The organism is Pantoea sp. GCM10028869 (assembly GCF_042666835.1).
In the GTDB taxonomy this organism is placed as follows: Bacteria; Pseudomonadota; Gammaproteobacteria; order Enterobacterales; family Enterobacteriaceae; genus Pantoea; species Pantoea leporis.
This window is the reverse complement of the sequence record NZ_JBHTGO010000007.1, coordinates 225,494-243,269: the sequence shown is the minus strand read 5'-3', so window position 1 is coordinate 243,269 and position 17,776 is coordinate 225,494. Positions and strand designations below refer to the sequence as shown.

At 55.5% G+C, this 17,776-nt stretch carries 18 protein-coding genes; 10 read left to right on the top strand and 8 right to left on the bottom strand.

The window, feature by feature from the left end; translation table 11 throughout:
* Positions 1-77: 77 nt before the first annotated feature.
* From pstC to ACFQW4_RS18650, 5 genes are all read left to right on the top strand, one after another.
* Positions 78-1,040: a phosphate ABC transporter permease PstC gene (gene pstC / locus ACFQW4_RS18670; protein WP_101763907.1), complete on the top strand. Its 963-nt coding sequence runs from the start codon at positions 78-80 to the stop codon at positions 1,038-1,040.
* Positions 1,037-1,924 carry a phosphate ABC transporter permease PstA gene (gene pstA, locus ACFQW4_RS18665; protein WP_101763906.1) on the top strand — a complete coding sequence of 296 codons (888 nt, stop codon included), beginning with the start codon at positions 1,037-1,039 and terminating at the stop codon, positions 1,922-1,924. The genes pstC and pstA overlap by 4 nt, the downstream gene beginning before the upstream one ends.
* A gap of 43 nt (positions 1,925-1,967) precedes the next feature.
* Complete coding sequence (pstB, locus tag ACFQW4_RS18660; RefSeq protein ID WP_101763905.1) at positions 1,968-2,741, top strand: phosphate ABC transporter ATP-binding protein PstB; 774 nt, start codon at positions 1,968-1,970, stop codon at positions 2,739-2,741.
* Between the two features lie 14 nt (positions 2,742-2,755).
* Positions 2,756-3,490 (top strand): phosphate signaling complex protein PhoU, encoded by a 735-nt coding sequence (phoU, locus tag ACFQW4_RS18655; RefSeq protein WP_007893583.1) that lies wholly within the window; start codon positions 2,756-2,758, stop codon positions 3,488-3,490.
* A 119-nt stretch (positions 3,491-3,609) separates the two neighbouring features.
* Positions 3,610-4,848 carry an MFS transporter gene (locus ACFQW4_RS18650; RefSeq protein WP_101763904.1) on the top strand — a complete coding sequence of 413 codons (1,239 nt, stop codon included), beginning with the start codon at positions 3,610-3,612 and terminating at the stop codon, positions 4,846-4,848.
* 171 nt (positions 4,849-5,019) lie between these two features.
* On the opposite strand, the gene yieH is transcribed toward ACFQW4_RS18650, so the two are convergent.
* On the bottom strand, positions 5,020-5,682 hold the full coding sequence (gene yieH, locus ACFQW4_RS18645; protein ID WP_377726577.1) for a 6-phosphogluconate phosphatase: 663 nt from the start codon (positions 5,680-5,682) through the stop codon (positions 5,020-5,022).
* 151 nt (positions 5,683-5,833) lie between these two features.
* Between yieH and ACFQW4_RS18640 the strand changes: the two genes are divergently transcribed.
* Positions 5,834-7,147 carry an NCS2 family permease gene (locus ACFQW4_RS18640; protein WP_101763902.1) on the top strand — a complete coding sequence of 438 codons (1,314 nt, stop codon included), beginning with the start codon at positions 5,834-5,836 and terminating at the stop codon, positions 7,145-7,147.
* 28 nt (positions 7,148-7,175) lie between these two features.
* Here the strand turns inward: ACFQW4_RS18640 and ACFQW4_RS18635 are convergent, their stop codons facing one another.
* Positions 7,176-7,922, bottom strand: a complete 747-nt coding sequence (locus ACFQW4_RS18635) for a 4'-phosphopantetheinyl transferase superfamily protein (protein ID WP_110868240.1) — start codon at positions 7,920-7,922, stop codon at positions 7,176-7,178.
* Positions 7,923-8,216: 294 nt separating this feature from the next.
* On the opposite strand from ACFQW4_RS18635, the gene ACFQW4_RS18630 reads away from it, so the two are divergent.
* Positions 8,217-8,726 (top strand): flavin reductase family protein, encoded by a 510-nt coding sequence (locus tag ACFQW4_RS18630; RefSeq protein ID WP_101763900.1) that lies wholly within the window; start codon positions 8,217-8,219, stop codon positions 8,724-8,726.
* Positions 8,727-8,772: 46 nt separating this feature from the next.
* Here ACFQW4_RS18630 and ACFQW4_RS18625 read toward each other — a convergent pair whose 3' ends face one another.
* From ACFQW4_RS18625 to rpmH, 6 genes are all read right to left on the bottom strand, one after another.
* Entirely contained in the window at positions 8,773-9,363 is a 591-nt protein-coding gene (locus ACFQW4_RS18625; RefSeq protein ID WP_222235016.1) for a malonic semialdehyde reductase, read from the bottom strand.
* Positions 9,364-9,555: 192 nt separating this feature from the next.
* Positions 9,556-10,920, bottom strand: a complete 1,365-nt coding sequence (gene mnmE, locus ACFQW4_RS18620) for a tRNA uridine-5-carboxymethylaminomethyl(34) synthesis GTPase MnmE (RefSeq protein WP_377726573.1) — start codon at positions 10,918-10,920, stop codon at positions 9,556-9,558.
* A gap of 96 nt (positions 10,921-11,016) precedes the next feature.
* Positions 11,017-12,663, bottom strand: a complete 1,647-nt coding sequence (gene yidC, locus ACFQW4_RS18615) for a membrane protein insertase YidC (RefSeq protein ID WP_377726571.1) — start codon at positions 12,661-12,663, stop codon at positions 11,017-11,019.
* A 2-nt stretch (positions 12,664-12,665) separates the two neighbouring features.
* Complete coding sequence (yidD, locus tag ACFQW4_RS18610; RefSeq protein ID WP_007893564.1) at positions 12,666-12,923, bottom strand: membrane protein insertion efficiency factor YidD; 258 nt, start codon at positions 12,921-12,923, stop codon at positions 12,666-12,668.
* Positions 12,887-13,246, bottom strand: coding sequence for a ribonuclease P protein component (gene rnpA / locus ACFQW4_RS18605; RefSeq protein ID WP_036648555.1), 360 nt, complete (start codon positions 13,244-13,246; stop codon positions 12,887-12,889). Before rnpA ends, yidD begins: the two co-directional genes overlap by 37 nt.
* A 14-nt stretch (positions 13,247-13,260) precedes the next feature.
* Positions 13,261-13,401 (bottom strand): 50S ribosomal protein L34, encoded by a 141-nt coding sequence (gene rpmH / locus ACFQW4_RS18600; RefSeq protein WP_003849659.1) that lies wholly within the window; start codon positions 13,399-13,401, stop codon positions 13,261-13,263.
* A gap of 602 nt (positions 13,402-14,003) precedes the next feature.
* Between rpmH and dnaA the strand changes: the two genes are divergently transcribed.
* The 3 genes from dnaA (at position 14,004) to recF (ending at position 17,763) form a co-directional block, all read left to right on the top strand.
* Positions 14,004-15,404, top strand: coding sequence for a chromosomal replication initiator protein DnaA (gene dnaA, locus ACFQW4_RS18595; RefSeq protein WP_101763897.1), 1,401 nt, complete (start codon positions 14,004-14,006; stop codon positions 15,402-15,404).
* Positions 15,405-15,409: 5 nt separating this feature from the next.
* Positions 15,410-16,510 (top strand): DNA polymerase III subunit beta, encoded by a 1,101-nt coding sequence (dnaN, locus tag ACFQW4_RS18590; RefSeq protein WP_008105300.1) that lies wholly within the window; start codon positions 15,410-15,412, stop codon positions 16,508-16,510.
* A gap of 167 nt (positions 16,511-16,677) precedes the next feature.
* Positions 16,678-17,763 carry a DNA replication/repair protein RecF gene (gene recF / locus ACFQW4_RS18585; RefSeq protein WP_101763896.1) on the top strand — a complete coding sequence of 362 codons (1,086 nt, stop codon included), beginning with the start codon at positions 16,678-16,680 and terminating at the stop codon, positions 17,761-17,763.
* Positions 17,764-17,776: the final 13 nt, after the last annotated feature.

Here is a 17,776-nt window from a genome sequence, read left to right as displayed (position 1 = left end):
GCCAGCCGAGACGGTTGGCCAACCCCAATGGGCGGCCTGCGTGCCGCCCTGACATCCCCCTGAGAACAGAGAATTCTATGGCTGCCACTAAGCCGACGTTCAAAGCCCCCGGTAAACAAGGCGACATGATTTTCGGCGCGCTGGTGAAGCTATCCGCGCTTATCGTGTTGCTGTTGATGGGCGGCATTATCGTCTCCCTGATTTTCTCCTCCTGGCCAAGCATCCAAAAATTTGGTTTCTCTTTCCTGTGGAACAAAACCTGGGATGCGCCAAACGAACAATTTGGTGCGCTGGTACCGATTTACGGCACCCTCGTCACCTCGATTATTGCCTTGATCATTGCCGTGCCGGTGAGCTTCGGCATCGCGCTGTTCCTGACCGAACTGGCGCCAGGCTGGCTGCGTCGCCCGTTGGGCACCGCCATTGAGCTGCTGGCGGCGATCCCCAGCATCGTGTACGGCATGTGGGGCCTGTTTGTTTTCGCGCCGCTGTTCGCCGAATATTTCCAGACGCCGGTTGGCAACGTGATGGCGAATATCCCGATTGTCGGCACGCTATTCTCTGGCCCGGCATTCGGTATCGGTATTCTGGCGGCGGGCGTGATTCTCGCCATCATGATCATCCCGTACATCGCCTCGGTGATGCGCGACGTATTTGAACAAACGCCGGTGATGATGAAAGAGTCGGCTTACGGTATCGGCTGCACCACGTGGGAAGTGATCTGGCGCATCGTGCTGCCGTTCACCAAAAATGGCGTGATCGGCGGCGTGATGCTTGGCCTGGGCCGCGCGTTGGGTGAAACCATGGCGGTGACCTTTATCATCGGTAACACCTACCAGCTCGACAGCGCCTCGCTGTTTATGCCGGGCAACAGCATCACCTCCGCGCTGGCCAACGAATTCGCCGAAGCGGAATCCGGTGTCCATGTTGCGGCTCTGATGGAGCTGGGTCTGATTCTGTTCGTGATTACCTTTATCGTGCTGGCGATCTCCAAACTGATGATCCTGCGTCTGGCGAAGAGTGAAGGAGCCCGTTCATGACCGCTATTGAAGTTCAGGCTCGCGCTGAGCTGGAAGCCTCGCGCCGCAAAATGCAGGCATGGCGCAGTACCAAAAACAAAATTGCCCTGACGCTGTCGCTGATGACCATGGCATTCGGTCTGTTCTGGCTGGTGTGGATTCTGTTCACCACTGTTACGCGCGGCGTTGATGGGTTGAGCTGGGAGCTGTTTACCGAATCGACACCGCCGCCCAACACCGCAGGCGGTGGTTTAGCCAATGCCTTACTCGGCAGCGGTTTACTGATTTTCTGGTCAACGATCATCGGAACGCCGCTCGGCATCATGGCTGGGATTTATCTGGCGGAATATGGCCGTAAACACTGGCTGGCGGAAGTGATTCGCTTCATCAACGACATTCTGCTGTCAGCACCGTCGATTGTGGTGGGGCTGTTTGTTTACACCATTGTGGTATCGCAGATGCAGCACTTCTCCGGTTGGGCGGGCGTAGTAGCGCTGGCGCTGCTGCAAATCCCGATTGTGATTCGTACCTCCGAAAATATGCTGCGTCTGGTACCCGACAGCATGCGTGAAGCGGCTTATGCGCTGGGTACGCCGAAGTGGAAGATGATTTCGGCGATTACGCTGAAAGCCTCGGTTTCCGGCATCATCACCGGTGTGCTGTTGGCCGTGGCGCGTATCGCCGGTGAAACCGCACCGCTGCTGTTTACTGCGCTGTCGAACCAGTTCTGGAGCACCGACATGATGCAGCCGATCGCTAACCTGCCGGTCACCATCTTTAAATTCGCCATGAGCCCGTTTGCCGAGTGGCAAAGCCTGGCGTGGGCGGGTGTGCTGATTATTACCGTGTGCGTGCTGCTGCTAAACATTGTGGCGCGTGTGGTTTTCGCCAAGGGCAAACACTAATTTCCCGGCGCGGCTTCGGCGGCGCTGCTTATGAGAGACGAGAATGAGTAACGTGACTTCATCAGCCGGTAAAATTCAGGTCCGTAATCTGAACTTCTATTACGGTAAGTTTCACGCGCTGAAAAACATCAATCTGGATATCACCAAAAACCAGGTGACCGCGTTTATCGGCCCATCAGGCTGCGGTAAATCCACTTTGCTGCGCACCTTCAACAAAATGTACTCGCTCTATCCGGAGCAGCGTGCTGAAGGTGACATCCTGCTGGATGGCGATAACATTCTGGCTTCCAATCAGGATATCGCCCTGCTGCGCGCCCGCGTCGGTATGGTGTTCCAGAAGCCGACGCCATTCCCGATGTCGATTTATGACAACATCGCCTTCGGCGTGCGGCTGTTTGAGAAGCTGTCGCGTGCCGATATGGATGAGCGCGTACAATGGGCGCTGACCAAAGCCGCGCTGTGGAATGAAACCAAAGACAAGCTGCATCAGAGCGGTTACAGTCTTTCCGGCGGTCAGCAGCAGCGTTTGTGCATCGCCCGCGGCATCGCGATTCGCCCGGAAGTGCTGTTGCTGGATGAGCCTTGCTCCGCGCTGGATCCGATCTCAACCGGTCGTATTGAAGAGCTGATCACCGAACTGAAGCAGGATTACACTGTGGTGATCGTGACTCACAACATGCAGCAGGCTGCGCGTTGTTCTGACCACACCGCTTTTATGTATCTGGGCGAGCTGATTGAGTTCAGCGATACCGATACCTTGTTCACTAAGCCCGCAAAGAAGCAGACCGAAGATTACATCACCGGTCGTTACGGCTGATTCAGGAGACGCACATGGATAATTTAAATCTGAACAAACACATCTCCGGTCAGTTCAACGCGGAGCTGGAGCACATTCGCACGCAAGTGATGATCATGGGCGGCATGGTTGAGAAGCAGCTGATGGACGCCATCACCGCGATGCACAACCAGGATGGCGAGCTGGCGCGTCACGTCATCGACGGCGACCAGAAGGTCAACATGATGGAAGTGGAGATTGATGAAGCCTGCGTGCGCATCATCGCCAAACGCCAACCGACCGCCAGCGATTTGCGCCTGGTAATGGCGATCATCAAGACCATTTCTGAGCTGGAACGCATTGGCGACGTGGCAGAAAAAATCAGCCGCACTGCGCTGGAGAAGTTCAGCCAGCAGCATCTGCCGCTACTGGTGAGCCTTGAAGCGCTTGGTCATCACACTGTGCAGATGCTGCACGACGTGCTGGATGCGTTCGCGCGCATGGATCTCAACGAAGCCATCAAAATTTACCGCGAAGATAAGAAGGTGGATAAAGAGTACGAAGGCATCGTGCGTCAGCTGATGACCTACATGATGGAAGATCCGCGCACTATCCCAAGCGTGCTGACAGCGCTGTTCTGCGCCCGCGCCATCGAGCGTATCGGCGATCGCTGCCAGAACATTTGCGAAATTATCTTCTATTTCGTTAAAGGTCAGGATTTCCGTCATGTGGGCGGCGACAAGCTGGATGAACTGCTGTCGGGCGATGACGGCAGCAATAAACCCTCTTGATTGATGCGTCGGCGGCCCGTTGCCACTGTGGCTAACGGGCCGCCTGCTTAAATTCTGTCTGTTCTCGGCGATTCCCTCTCTTTATACTTGGCGCACTTTTTTCTGCCAGGTGCTGTTACATGTCTTCCCCAACTCCTAAAAAACAAGCCATTACACCGGCGAAAGCCATGGTGGCTGCTATCAGCGGCTACGCGATGGACGGATTTGATCTGCTGATTCTTGGTTTTATGCTGCCGGCGATCAGCGTCTCGCTGGCGCTCGATCCTTCTCAGGCCGGTTCGCTGGTCACCTGGACGCTGATCGGCGCGGTGATCGGCGGCATCGTGTTTGGCCATCTCAGCGATCGCTATGGTCGCATCCGTATCCTTACCGTCACTATTCTGGTGTTCTCGGTATTCACTGGCTTGTGCGCTGTGGCGCAGGGTTATTGGGATCTGCTGGTGTACCGCACGCTGGCGGGCGTGGGATTGGGCGGAGAGTTCGGCATCGGCATGGCGCTGATTGCCGAAGCCTGGCCGAAAGAGAAGCGCAACCGCGCCTCGGCGTGGGTGGGCATTGGCTGGCAGCTCGGTGTGCTGCTGGCGGCCTTTATCACGCCGCCGCTGCTGAGCGTGATTGGCTGGCGCGGCATGTTCCTCGTCGGTTTGCTGCCGGCGCTGGTCTCCTTTGTGATTCGCCGCAGCATGGGCGAGCCGGAGAGCTTTACCCGCCACGTGGAGAAAACGCCGCAGCTCTCGTTTGGCGCACGTCTTAAATTGCTGTTTGCCGATCGTGCCACCAGCAAAGCCAGCCTGGGGATTTTCATTCTCTGCTCGGTGCAGAACTTTGGTTACTACGGATTGATGATCTGGATGCCGAGCTATCTGTCGTCCAGCTTCGGTTTCAGCCTGACCAAATCTGGCCTGTGGACCGCGGTGACGGTGGTGGGCATGACGTTCGGCATCTGGCTGTTTGGTGTGCTGGCCGATCGCTTCGCGCGCTGGAAAATCTTCCTGCTGTATCAGTTCGGCGCGGTGGTGATGGTGGTGGTGTATGCTCAGCTGCGTGATCCTACGGTGATGCTGTTTACCGGCGCGCTGATGGGGATGTTTGTGAACGGCATGATCGGCGGCTACGGCGCGCTGATTTCCGATACTTTCCCACCGCAGGCGCGCGCAACAGCGCAGAACGTGTTGTTTAATTTGGGGCGTGGCGTGGGCGGATTTGGTCCATTGGTGATTGGCCTGCTGGCGACCAATATCTCTTTCACCGCGGCGATCACGCTGCTGGCGCTGATTTATCTGCTGGATATCGCCGCCACGCTGTTCCTGCTACCGAAGAAGCAGAGCAACGAGGATTCGTTAGGGGCGATTGGCTGATTTGGATTGTGCTGGCTGTCCCCCTCCTCGGTCCTCCCCCATGAATGGGGGAGGAAGATGCTGCAATATGTGGGTTGGGAGTTGCATGTGGCAGCATCTCCTTCCCCCATTCATGGGGGAAGGCCGGGATGGGGGACAGCCAGCACGAACCGAGGAGGGGGAAAACGAGCACTACCCCACCAAATCCCAGCCACGCGCGCGCCACAAATCCGGCAACTGCGCCATATCATCAAAGCGCGTCACCAGCGGATGATCGAGTTCGGGATTGTGCGCATCGGCGCAGTAGTAAAACACCGGAATCCCGGCCGCGATCCCGGCACGCGCGCCCGCTTCGGAATCATCCACCAGAATGCACTTCTCAATCGGCACCTGCATCTGCTCGGCGGCGTGATACATCAGTTCCGGATCCGGCTTCCAGTGGTTAATGTCATACCCGCTGTACAGCTTGCCATCGAGATACGGCAGCATGCCGGTCAATCCCAGCGAATGCTGCATCTTCTTCACCGTGCCGTTTGAAACCACACACATTGGTACTTTCACGCGCTCCACCAGCGCTTTGGCACCGGCAATCGGCTTCAAATCGAGATCAAACAATCTCGCCACTTCGGCGCGATAGGCGGTTTCCACCTCTTCGAGTGGTAACTCAACCTGATGTTCGGCCGCCACATCGCGGATGATGTCGTAGAGTTTCACCCCTTTGTACTGCTCAAACATCTGCTGCAGAGAGCGTTCAATACCGTAGCGGGCAAAGGTGTTGACGTAAGCTTGCGTACAGATCACTTCGCTGTCGACCAGCGTGCCGTCGCAATCAAAAAAAATACATTCCACCGGCATCGCACATCATCCTTTTGTTAAACAATAAGCTGACACTCTAGCGCACTGAGCGTAGAAAGCGACCCTGAGCAACCGGTTGCGAAAAATCAGTGTTTTGCCGCGCTAAACTCTATAGGATACGCGGCGATAAATTTTTTAGCGGAACAGTGGAATGACTAATCAGGGCCTTTTGCAGCGCATCTTCAAACTGCAGGAACACGGAACCACCGTGCGTACCGAAGTGATTGCCGGTTGCACGACTTTCCTGACGATGGTGTACATCGTTTTCGTTAACCCGCAAATTCTCGGTGTAGCGGGCATGGATACGCAGGCAGTGTTTGTTACTACCTGCTTGATTGCCGCGTTCGGCAGTATTCTGATGGGGCTGGTGGCGAATTTGCCGGTAGCACTGGCACCGGCGATGGGCCTGAACGCCTTCTTCGCCTTTGTGGTGGTCGGGGCCATGGGATACTCGTGGCAGATTGGTATGGGCGCGATTTTCTGGGGCGCGCTGGGTCTGCTGATCCTCACACTGCTGCGCGTGCGTTACTGGATGATTGCCAACATTCCGCTCAGCCTGCGTGTTGGCATCACTGCCGGTATTGGTCTGTTTATCGCCATGATGGGGCTGAAAAACGCCGGAATTATCGTGCCAAACGCCGATACCATTGTAGCTGTGGGTAATCTGACCTCGCACAGCGTGCTGCTTGGGGCGCTGGGTTTCTTCATCATCGCAATTCTGGCTTCCCGCAATATCCATGCGGCGGTGCTGGTGTCGATTGTGGTGACGACCGCGCTGGGCTTGATCATTGGCGATGTGAAATTCAGCGGCGTGTTCGCCGCTCCGCCAGCGATCACTTCTGTTGTGGGCCAGGTTGATATCAAAGGCGCGTTCAACATCGGCATGGCCGGGGTGATCTTCTCCTTTATGCTGGTGAATCTGTTCGACTCCTCCGGCACGCTGATTGGCGTGACCGATAAAGCCGGGCTGACTGACGAGAAAGGTACTTTCCCGCGCATGAAGCAGGCGCTGTACGTCGATAGCATCAGTTCGGTGACCGGTTCGCTGATTGGTACCTCATCGGTAACCGCCTACATTGAAAGTTCGTCCGGTGTGGCGATCGGCGGTCGTACCGGCTTGATGGCGGTGATCACCGGGATTCTGTTCCTGCTGGTGATGTTCCTGTCACCGCTGGCGGCGATGGTGCCCTCTTATGCGGCGGCGGGTGCGCTGATTTACGTTGGCGTATTGATGACGGCGTCGCTGTCACGCGTGCAGTGGGACGATCTCACCGAAGCGGTGCCAGCGTTTGTTACTGCGGCGATGATGCCGTTCAGCTTCTCGATCACGGAAGGTATCGCGCTGGGCTTTATCTCTTACTGCGTGATGAAGTTGGGAACCGGCCGCTGGCGTGAAATCAGCCCGTGCGTGGTGGTGGTCGCGCTACTGTTCGTGCTGAAAATCGTCTTTATCGATGCCCACTAAACAGTAAAGGCCGCTGATGCGGCCTTTTTTACGGATGTCCCATCTCATGCGGCGTGACCAAACTGGTCAGGCGCAGCGTATGCGGCCCTATATTGGGTTTACTCATCTCGACATCGCGCAGTGCTTGCCACTGCTGCGCGCCATCAATCTCCCACAGATGTAAGCGTTCGGTGCCGGGCGACAGCGCGCACGACCACACCAGCGTGGGCTCAGCATCACACACCGCCTGAATATCGGGGAACACGGTGGAACGCAGCCGACCGGCCGCAGGATGCAAACGCAGTGAATCAATACCGCTATCGGTTTCGCCGGTGAGCTTGAGAATGCTTTGGCGCAGCGTCCAGATTTGCGTCAGCGCTTCCATGAAATCCTGCTGCGCGTTAATCCATGCTTTTTCGCCGGAGGAGAGATCCTGTGTCAGCATATCCTGTGTTTGGCGACTGTGTGCGCGCACAATTTCCATATCCAGTCCGGCGCGGCCGCCTTCTTCGGCCAGCAGCACACCGATAGTGTTTCCGGCGTAGGAGATGCTGAAATCGGGCAGGTTGGCATCGGCAAAACAGGGACGTCCGCTGCTGCTGGTCGTTAGCGCGGGGAGTTCGCGGATACCGTAGACGCGTAACATCAGCTGAGCCAGCAGTTCGCGTGCGGCGAGAAAGCGTCCGCGACGCTTGTCAGCGAAGCGCTGAGCGCTGTTGATTACTTCTTGTGGCACCCGCATGTTCTCAGAAGAAAAGGGCGGATTACCTATCCAACGTACAAAATGACTAGCCATCTGTCGCTCCATGAAAATGGTCGAATAATCATCAGTGCTATTGTAAGAATTTTCTCATGGGTTTGCATCCGGCTTAAGATGGAATAGGCGATATTTCAGATAAGGACGAAGCCATGCGGCAATCCCATTTGGCAACTTTGCATAGAACGCTTTTGCAGAAACCTGCCGGATTGAGTGCCTAACTGTGTGATGTGGTGTAGGATTTGGGCAGTAAAACAGCACATCAAAGTGCGCTAACTCTTCATTCATCTGCCCATTGTGCGCATGGTTAAAACAGGCACGTCGGAGTTTTTTATGTCAGATACCGCTATTTCTCGCCAGGAATCGATCTCGCTTGATGAGTTTCGTCACGGCATGCGTCGCTTAACCGCGGGTGTTTCTCTGGTTACCACCGAATTTCAGGGCGAAAAGCTGGGGCTGATTGCCACGTCGGTCAGTTCGCTTGCGGCTGAGCCACCCAGCCTGCTGGTGTGCGTGAATCGTAGCGCGTCCAGTCATGATGCTTTTATCGCAGCCGGCCATTTTGCCGTGAACGTGCTGCGTGAGCAGCATGACGACTTATGTGCCCAGTTCAGCCAATCCTCACGCCGCGCCGAGCGTTTTCAAAACGGTACGTGGCAGACGCTGAATACCGGCGCGCCGATTCTGGCTGATGCGCTGGTGAGTTTTGATTGCCAGCTGGAGAAGGTAGTGGAGTGGAACACGCACAGCGTGCTGCTGGCGCGTATCGTGGGCATTGCTCTGCCAGGTGAAGCTGCAGAGCCGATGATCTACTTCAACAGCGGCTTCCATTCACTGGGATAACCGCTTGAAACGGGCGTCGTGGGCTAAGCCCGACGCCTTTTCTCAATCAGGCAAAGGTGCTGGCTTCATCAAAGCCGAGACGCGGCAGACGCGCGTGCAGTTTGCTGGCTTCGCCATAGCCGAGATTGATCAGTAAGTTCACCTGCCATTTGCTCTCGCTAAAGAAGGCGTCGTTCACTTTTGTCGGATCGAAACCGGACATCGGGCCGGCATCCAGGCCCAGCGAACGCGCGGCCAGAATCAAATAACCTGCCTGCAAGCTGCTGTTACGGAACGCGGTCTCTTTCGCCAGATCCGGGCTGCTGGTAAACCAGCTGCGCGCATCACCATGCGGGAACAGCTTCGGCAGCGCTTCGTAGAACTCAGGATCCCACGCCACGATCACCGTTACCGGAGCGGACATGGTTTTGTCGACGTTGCCGGAGGAAAGCGCGGGTTTCAGCTTCTCTTTGCCTTGCTGCGAGGTCACAAACACAAAACGGCCCGGCGAGCAGTTAGCCGAGGTTGGGCCCAGCGCGGTCAGGTGATAGAGCTGCTCCAGCACCTCCCGAGAAACCGGTTTGTCCTGCCAATAGCTGTGGGTGCGGGCTTCAATGAACAGCGTGTTCAGCGCCACGCTGTCGAGCGTTGTACTCATGTTTCTCTCCTGTTCAGGCAGCAACTTGCGCCCAATATTTAGCATGAATAATGAATGTACCCAGCAGGACCTGTTCGCCGGGCAATGATCGTTATACTGCAAAGGCGTGGGAGAGCCAAATAACAAAGACGCATGTCTACCGGGCGCCAGATGCGCATGAATGCGCACCCGACATGAGAACGCCGCAGGCCATTACTTACCAATACAGAAACTGGAGAAGATTCTGCCCAGCAAATCGTCTGAGGTGAATTCACCGGTGATTTCGCTCAGCGCTTGCTGCGCTAAACGTAACTCTTCTGCCAGTAATTCGCCGGCCCACGCGCCTAACAGCTGATGCTTGCCCTGCTGCAAGTGCGTTGCGGCTAACTCCAGTGCTTGCAGATGGCGGCGGCGTGCGAGAAATCCGCCTTCCATATTGCCGGCAAATCCCATGCTCTGTTTCAGGTGATCGCGCAGCGCTTCCACACCTTCCCCGGTGCGCGCCGAGAGACGAATCAGTGAGTGACCGTTCACTTCAGTGAGGCCCAGCTCTTCGCCGGTCATATCCGCTTTGTTACGCACCACGGTAATTGGCAGCGCTTCCGGCAAACGGGCAACAAAATCTGGCCAGATGGCGGCGGCTTCAGTCGCGTCGGTGGTGGTGCCATCGACCATAAACAGCACGCGGTCGGCCTGCTCGATCTCCTGCCACGCGCGTTCAATACCAATGCGCTCGACCTCGTCGCTGGCTTCACGTAAACCGGCAGTATCGATGATGTGCAGCGGCATGCCGTCAATATGGATGTGCTCGCGCAGGACGTCGCGCGTGGTGCCAGCGATATCAGTAACAATCGCCGCTTCGCGTCCGGCTAAGGCATTCAGCAGGCTCGATTTTCCGGCATTGGGACGACCGGCAATCACCACTTTCATCCCTTCACGTAGCAGGCTGCCCTGACGCGCTTCGGCACGCACGCCGTTGAGGTCGCCGATCACCACATTGAGCTGTGCTTCAATTTTGCCGTCGGAAAGGAAATCGATCTCCTCATCCGGGAAGTCGATGGCCGCTTCCACATAGATGCGCAGGTGAGTAAGTGCTTCCACAAGTGCGTTGATGCGCAGGGAAAACGCGCCCTGCAGCGAGTTTACCGCCGAGCGGGCGGCTTGCTCTGAGCTGGCATCGATCAGATCGGCAATCGCTTCGGCTTGCGCCAAATCGAACTTGTCGTTAAGGAAGGCGCGTTCGGAGAATTCACCCGGTTGTGCAATGCGTAAGCCGGGCAGCGCCACGATGCGCTTGAGCAGCAGGTCGAGAATCACCGGGCCGCCGTGGCCTTGCAGTTCCAGCACATCTTCACCGGTGAAGGAGTTCGGGCCAGGAAACCACAGCGCAATGCCCTGATCCAGCACGCTGCCATCGGCGTCGGTAAAGGGCAGATAGTCGGCATAGCGCGGCTTTGGCAGCTTGCCGAGCACGGCTTGCGCTACCTCAGCGGCTTTGCCGCCGGAGATACGCAGAATGCCAACGCCGCCACGGCCGGGAGGCGTCGCCTGGGCAACGATAGTGTCGCTGTGGCTCATGATTCCACCTTAAACTTTTAGGGTATTAATAAATAAAAATAGGGCGACATAAATGTCGCCCTTTGATTATACGCTGCAGCTGGTCGCAGTCAGGCGTTACGCTTTCTTCTTGTCGCGGCTATGCAGACCACGTTTTTCCAGGCCGCGATAAATCAGCTGCTGCTGGAGAATGGTCACCAGGTTGCTGACGATGTAGTACAGCACCAGACCTGATGGGAACCACAGGAAGAACACGGTGAAGATCACCGGCATGTAGGTCATGATCTTCTGCTGCATCGGATCGGTCACGGTGGTCGGTGACATCTTCTGAATGAAGAACATGGTGATACCCATGATGATCGGCAGAATGTAGTACGGATCCTGCGCTGACAGGTCATGAATCCACAGAATAAACGGCGCATGACGCAGTTCAACCGAGCCTGACAGCATGTAGTACAAGGCCAGGAAGATTGGCATCTGGATAACCAGTGGCAGACAGCCGCCCAGCGGGTTCACTTTCTCCGCTTTATACAGCGCCATCATTTCCTGGCTCTGTTTCTGCTTATCATCGCCCAGACGTTCACGCATCGCCTGAATCTTTGGCTGCAGCATACGCATCTTCGCCATCGAGGTGTACTGCGCTTTGGTCAGCGGGTACATGATGCCACGCACGATGAAGGTGATAACGATAATGGAGAAGCCCCAGTTACCGATAAAGCTGTGGATGAACTTCAGCAGCTTAAACAGCGGCTGCGAGATGAACCACAACCAGCCGTAATCCACGGTCAGATCCAGGTGAGCCGCGATGGCTGCCATCTGGTCCTGAATTTCCGGGCCTACCCACAGCGTTGCGCCGAGATCTTGCTGTGCGCCTGCGCCAACGGTCACAGGAGCAGATTTGTAGCCAATTGCTGCGACGCCATTGCCGAGGTTAGTGGTGTACAGCGTGTTATTACCCTGCGTGCGCGGCACCCAGGCGGTAGCAAAGTACTGCTGCAGCATCGCCACCCAACCATTGCTGGTGGTGGTGTTCAGGTTCTCGTTATCCGCGATGGTGTCGAATTTATATTTTTCGTATTTCGCATCGCTGGTTGAGTACGCTGCGCCACGGAAGGTGTGCAGAGCAAAGTTGTTGCTGCCGGTATCGCGGTGCTTAGGCACCTCGATGGTCTGCTTCAACTGACCAAACATCGACACTTCCAGCGGCTGCTGAGTGGTGTTGTTGATGTTGTAGTCAACGTTTACCGCATACTCACCGCGCTTGAAGACGAAAGTCTTGGTGTAAACCACGCCGTTTTCACCGGTCCAGGTCAACGGTACGCGCAGTTCGCTCTGGCCATCTGCCATCACGAAGCTATCTTGCGAAGTGGTATACAGCGGACGTGCGCCATTGTTCGGGTTATCCGGGCCGTTGCGGCCAGTTAAGCCACTCTGCGCCTGATAAACGAAGGCCGGTGTAGTTTCAAGCAGCTGGAACGGTGCATCTGAACCCAGTTTGTCCGGGTAAGTCAGCAGCTGAGCCTGCTCAATATCGCCACCACGCGTATTGATGTTGAGTGACAGGACATCTGTCTTAACGGTGATCGTTTTGCCCTGTCCGCTAGCCGGCACGCCGGAAGTGGCGGCATCACCCGCTGCGCTGTTTGTGTTTTGCGTGGTCTGGGTTTGCTGTGGCTGCGGAGCGTGGTCCGTCTGCCAGGCTTGCCAGATCATAAAAGACACGAACAGAAAAGCGATGAGAAAGAGATTGCGTTGCGAATCCATCGTTAATGTTCTCTGGTATCAAAGGTTTTTGGCGGCACAGGATCGTCACCACCCGGGTTCAAAGGGTGGCATTTTAATACGCGTTTTATCGTCAACCAACTGCCTTTTACAACGCCAAAGCGGCGCAAGGCCTCAATCCCATACTGCGAACAGGTGGGATGGAACCGGCAATGAGGTCCCAGCAGTGGGCTGATGGCGCGTTGATAAACGCGTATCAGGGCAATCAGGAGCCGCGAGCCAGGCGACAGTGACGACGCCATAGTTTCTCCAACGCTTCCGTCAGCGCACGGTTATCCAGGTCAGCAATCCCTTTTTTAGCCACGATCACAAAATCCATTGCAGGGAGCTCATGTTGACGCAGACGAAAGCTTTCGCGGGTCAATCGCTTGATCCGGTTGCGTTCATGGGCGCGTTTTACATGTTTTTTTGCGACGGTGAGACCGATGCGGGGATGCCCCAGCGCGTTAAGTCGGCCGAGTATGGTGATTTGCGGCGTACCGGCTCGTTGTGGCTGCTGGAAGACGAAAGTGAAATGAGTGGGAGTTAACAAACGTAACTCCCTGGGAAATGCGAGCTTAACCACGAGGGTTAGCTTTATTACTTAGAAACGGTCAGACGAGAACGGCCTTTAGCACGACGACGTGCCAGAACCTGACGACCATTTTTTGTTGCCATACGAGCACGGAAACCGTGTGAACGGTTGCGCTTCAGTACGGACGGTTGAAAAGTGCGTTTCATGGCGATTTCTACCTAAACTTGAAAATTTTCACTGGGTGACGCGTTTTCGGGCCAGTAAATCGACCAACGCCTCAATGTGTCTTTAATAAAGAGGCGGGATTGTAATAATTGTACAGTCCAGAGTCAATTCACTTCGCTGGTCGCGGCACCTGGAAACCCAGATACAGCCCGCTGATTCCGGGCATCAAGGCTTCACGCAATAATGCCGGGTGGGGAATTATACGGGCTGTGGGTTAAAGCGCAAGGATCGCGCAGGATCTTCTTGCGATCAGTTTGCAGATTTGCTGCACGGAAACGAGAGCTTGCCAGAAAAATTAACGCTTTCAGCCACATTAACGCTGGCTTTTTTCGCAGAAAGCGTAAACTCATTATCACTTCAGTAGCCTGTGGATAAATTGGATCAAAACTGTGTAGAAAGGGAAGATCTCTGTGCAGCTTTACGTTATGATCCGCCCTTCCGCTGACGATCCTCGCTGCGATCGCCGGGGAAGACTACCGCGAATAGCGGTCGCAGGCGCTTTCCAACCGTCTGTGTCTAAAAATTACGTTTCTATTTATTAGCGCCTAAAATTCTTATCGATTTTGTACGAGTGGAGTCCGCCGTGTCACTTACGCTTTGGCAACAGTGTCTTGCCCGTTTGCAGGATGAGCTTCCTGCCACCGAATTCAGCATGTGGATTCGTCCGCTGCAAGCTGAATTAAACGACAATACGCTGACCTTGTATGCACCAAATCGGTTTGTACTCGACTGGGTTAGAGATAAATATCTCAATAGTATCAATGGGCTGCTGAATGAATTCTGCGGTGCAAATGTGCCGTTACTGCGTTTCGAAGTCGGTACGCGCCCTGCAGCACAGGTCACCACTAACCAACCGGCGATGGCCAGTTACAATGCGCCCGCGCCGATCGAAAATCGTCCGGCACCCGCGCAAATTTTGCGTCCAAGTTGGGATTCCGTTCCCGCACCGGCCGATGTGACTTACCGCTCCAATGTGAATAACCGTCATAACTTCGACAACTTCGTTGAAGGTAAATCGAACCAGCTGGCGCGCGCGGCGGCACGTCAGGTGGCGGATAATCCTGGCGGCGCTTATAACCCACTGTTCCTTTATGGCGGCACCGGCCTGGGTAAAACTCACCTGTTGCACGCGGTGGGTAACGGCATTATTGCGCGCAAGCCCAATGCCAAAGTGGTGTACATGCACTCTGAGCGTTTTGTGCAGGACATGGTTAAAGCCTTGCAGAACAACGCCATTGAAGAGTTTAAGCGTTACTACCGCTCGGTTGATGCGCTGCTGATCGATGACATTCAATTCTTTGCTAATAAAGAGCGCTCGCAGGAAGAGTTCTTCCATACCTTCAACGCGCTGCTGGAAGGCAATCAACAGATCATCCTGACCTCGGATCGCTATCCAAAAGAGATCAACGGCGTCGAAGATCGCCTGAAATCACGTTTTGGTTGGGGATTAACTGTGGCGATCGAGCCGCCTGAACTGGAAACGCGTGTCGCGATCCTGATGAAGAAAGCCGATGAAAACGATATTCGCCTGCCGGGTGAAGTCGCCTTCTTTATTGCTAAGCGTTTGCGTTCTAATGTCCGCGAGCTGGAAGGCGCGCTGAACCGCGTGATTGCCAACGCGAACTTTACCGGTCGCGCGATTACCATCGATTTCGTGCGCGAAGCGCTGCGCGATCTGCTGGCGCTGCAGGAAAAGCTGGTCACCATCGATAATATTCAGAAAACGGTGGCCGAGTATTACAAAATTAAAGTGGCGGATTTGCTGTCGAAACGCCGTTCGCGTTCGGTAGCGCGTCCGCGCCAGATGGCGATGGCGATGGCGAAAGAGCTCACCAATCACAGCTTGCCGGAGATTGGCGATGCGTTTGGTGGTCGCGACCATACCACCGTGCTTCACGCTTGCCGTAAAATTGAGCAGCTGCGTGAAGAAAGCCACGACATTAAAGAAGATTTCTCTAACCTCATTCGAACACTATCTTCCTGACGCATATGAAATTTATTGTAGAACGTGAGCAGTTACTGAAGCCACTGCAACAGGTTAGCGGCCCACTTGGCGGACGCCCGACGCTGCCAATCCTCGGAAATTTACTGCTGCAAGTAAGCGAAGGCTCGCTGCGCTTGACCGGTACCGATCTGGAAATGGAAATGGTAGCCCGTGTTGCGCTGACGCAGCCACACGAGCCGGGCGCCACCACGGTTCCTGCGCGTAAATTCCTCGATATTTGCCGCGGTTTGCCGGAAGGCGCTGAAATCAGCCTGACGCTGGAAGGCGACAGAATGCTGGTGCGTTCTGGCCGCAGCCGTTTCTCGCTGTCAACGCTGCCCGCCAGCGACTTCCCGAATCTGGATGACTGGCAGAGCGAGGTGGAATTCACCTTGCCGCAGGCGACGCTAAAACGCCTGATTGAAGCCACGCAGTTCTCAATGGCGCATCAGGATGTGCGTTATTACCTCAACGGTATGCTGTTCGAAACCGAAGGCGAAGAGTTGCGTACCGTCGCTACCGATGGTCACCGCCTTGCCGTATGCTCCATGCCGATTGGTCAGGCGCTGCCAAACCATTCGGTGATCGTGCCGCGTAAAGGGGTGATTGAGTTGATGCGTTTGCTCGACGGTGGCGAAACGCCGCTGCAGGTGCAAATCGGCAGCAGCAACATCCGCGCACACGTTGGCGACTTTATCTTTACGTCGAAGCTGGTTGATGGCCGTTTCCCGGATTATCGCCGCGTATTGCCGAAGAATCCCGACAAAGCGCTGGAAGCTGGCTGTGATATTTTAAAACAGGCGTTTGCGCGTGCGGCGATTCTCTCGAATGAGAAATTCCGCGGTGTTCGCATCTATATCACCGAAAATCAGCTTAAAATCACGGCGAATAACCCAGAGCAGGAAGAAGCGGAAGAGATGCTGGATGTCTCTTACAACGGCACCGATCTGGAGATTGGCTTCAACGTCAGTTACGTGCTGGATGTGTTGAATGCGCTCAAGTGCGAGAACGTGCGTTTGCTGCTGACTGATGGCGTATCGAGCGTGCAGATTGAGGATGTGGCCAGTCCGGCTGCAGCCTACGTCGTGATGCCAATGCGTTTATAAATATCGGCCTGGCTTACTTGCCATTCTGGTCCCGGGCAGTGCTCGCCCTTGGTCACATACTTCAGTATGCTCCCAAGTTCTGCGCGCTGGCCGTAACCAGACTGGCTGCGCCGCCGACGGCCTGGATCTCAAATGTTAGGTAAAATCCCCTTCTCGCTGGATTCGTTATGGCTTTAACCCGCCTCCTGATTAAAGATTTTCGCAATATCGAGCAGGCCGATCTGGCTTTGGCGCCGGGGTTTAATTTCCTTGTCGGTGCCAACGGCAGCGGTAAAACCAGCGTGCTGGAGGCGATTTACACGCTGGGGCACGGTCGTGCATTTCGCAGTTTGCAAGCGGGCCGCGTGATTCGTCACGATCAGGACGCCTTTGTGCTGCACGGCCGCATTGAAGGCAGCGAACGTGAAATGTCGGTCGGTCTGACCAAGAATCGCGCTGGCGACAGCAAAGTGCGTATTGATGGCAGCGATGGTCACAAAGTCGCCGAGTTGGCGCAGCTGCTGCCGATGCAACTGATTACGCCGGAAGGATTTACCCTGCTCAATGGCGGTCCAAAATACCGTCGAGCCTACATCGATTGGGGCTGCTTTCACGCCTCGCCTGGTTTTTTCCATGCCTGGAGCAATTTGCGTCGCCTGCTGAAACAGCGCAATGCGGCGCTGCGTCAGGTCTCGCGCTATAGCCAGATTCGTCCGTGGGATCAGGAACTGGTGCCGCTGGCCGAGCAAATCAGCGCCTGGCGCGCCGAATACAGCGCGGCGATTTCCCGCGAGATCATCGCCACCTGCGGTCAGTTTTTACCGGAGTTTGCGTTGACGTTCTCTTTCCAGCGCGGCTGGGATAAAGAGAGCGACTACGCCGAACTGCTGGAACGCAATTTCGAGCGCGACCGCGCGCTCACGTATACCGCCAGCGGCCCGCATAAAGCCGATTTTCGCATTCGTGCTGAGGGCACGCCGGTGGAAGATTTACTCTCACGCGGCCAGTTAAAACTGCTGATGTGCGCGCTGCGCTTAGCGCAGGGCGAATACCTTACGCGCAGCAGCGGACAACGCTGTTTGTATTTGATTGATGACTTTGCCTCAGAGCTGGATGACACCCGTCGTCGGCTGTTAGCTGAACGCCTAAAAGCCACGCAGGCTCAAGTATTTGTCAGCGCCATTGGTGTCGAGCATGTAATCGACATGAGTGATGAAAAGGGCAAGATGTTCCGCGTGGAACAGGGTAAAATAGTGGTTCAACCTGAAGATTAAATGAGCGAGAAAC

Bases quoted from the DNA above. Each gene is read 5' to 3' on its own strand.
- pstC (WP_101763907.1), top strand. From the start codon at position 78: ATGGCTGCCACTAAGCCGACGTTCAAAGCCCCCGGTAAACAAGGCGAC.
- pstA (WP_101763906.1), top strand. From the start codon at position 1,037: ATGACCGCTATTGAAGTTCAGGCTCGCGCTGAGCTGGAAGCCTCGCGC.
- pstB (WP_101763905.1), top strand. From the start codon at position 1,968: ATGAGTAACGTGACTTCATCAGCCGGTAAAATTCAGGTCCGTAATCTG.
- phoU (WP_007893583.1), top strand. From the start codon at position 2,756: ATGGATAATTTAAATCTGAACAAACACATCTCCGGTCAGTTCAACGCG.
- ACFQW4_RS18650 (WP_101763904.1), top strand. From the start codon at position 3,610: ATGTCTTCCCCAACTCCTAAAAAACAAGCCATTACACCGGCGAAAGCC.
- yieH (WP_377726577.1), bottom strand. From the start codon at position 5,682: ATGCCGGTGGAATGTATTTTTTTTGATTGCGACGGCACGCTGGTCGAC.
- ACFQW4_RS18640 (WP_101763902.1), top strand. From the start codon at position 5,834: ATGACTAATCAGGGCCTTTTGCAGCGCATCTTCAAACTGCAGGAACAC.
- ACFQW4_RS18635 (WP_110868240.1), bottom strand. From the start codon at position 7,922: ATGGCTAGTCATTTTGTACGTTGGATAGGTAATCCGCCCTTTTCTTCT.
- ACFQW4_RS18630 (WP_101763900.1), top strand. From the start codon at position 8,217: ATGTCAGATACCGCTATTTCTCGCCAGGAATCGATCTCGCTTGATGAG.
- ACFQW4_RS18625 (WP_222235016.1), bottom strand. From the start codon at position 9,363: ATGAGTACAACGCTCGACAGCGTGGCGCTGAACACGCTGTTCATTGAA.
- mnmE (WP_377726573.1), bottom strand. From the start codon at position 10,920: ATGAGCCACAGCGACACTATCGTTGCCCAGGCGACGCCTCCCGGCCGT.
- yidC (WP_377726571.1), bottom strand. From the start codon at position 12,663: ATGGATTCGCAACGCAATCTCTTTCTCATCGCTTTTCTGTTCGTGTCT.
- yidD (WP_007893564.1), bottom strand. From the start codon at position 12,923: ATGGCGTCGTCACTGTCGCCTGGCTCGCGGCTCCTGATTGCCCTGATA.
- rpmH (WP_003849659.1), bottom strand. From the start codon at position 13,401: ATGAAACGCACTTTTCAACCGTCCGTACTGAAGCGCAACCGTTCACAC.
- dnaN (WP_008105300.1), top strand. From the start codon at position 15,410: ATGAAATTTATTGTAGAACGTGAGCAGTTACTGAAGCCACTGCAACAG.
- recF (WP_101763896.1), top strand. From the start codon at position 16,678: ATGGCTTTAACCCGCCTCCTGATTAAAGATTTTCGCAATATCGAGCAG.